Source organism: Pseudoalteromonas sp. S3776, from assembly GCF_005886915.1.
In the GTDB taxonomy this organism is placed as follows: Bacteria; Pseudomonadota; Gammaproteobacteria; order Enterobacterales; family Alteromonadaceae; genus Pseudoalteromonas.
The window spans coordinates 1-303 of record NZ_PNCU01000246.1 but is presented as its reverse complement, the minus strand read 5'-3'; the positions used below and the strand labels follow the sequence as shown (position 1 = coordinate 303).

Genomic DNA, 303 nt, shown 5'->3' with positions numbered 1-303 from the left:
TCATTCTGGCAACAGGCGGTGTTTTCCTGGGGCTGATGATTACCGATCAAAACTTTGGCATTGTCATGAGCGGCATTGGCATTATTGCGCTGGCCGGTATTGTGGTAAACAACAACATTGTATTGATCGACACTTTCAACAGTCTGAGACAAGAAGGGTACAGCACCCGAGAGGCCGTTCTCAGAACCGGAGCGCAGCGTCTAAGACCTGTCATGCTGACGACTATCACCACCGTGTTAGGTCTGATGCCTATGGTCTTGTCCATCAATATTAATATGTTCAATCATACGATTGAGATGGGTG

At 47.5% G+C, this 303-nt stretch carries 1 protein-coding gene; it reads left to right on the top strand.

Annotated elements, in window-relative coordinates; genetic code table 11:
- A partial coding sequence (locus tag CWC16_RS19775; RefSeq protein WP_138542716.1) for an efflux RND transporter permease subunit occupies positions 1-303 on the top strand: 303 nt, incomplete at both ends.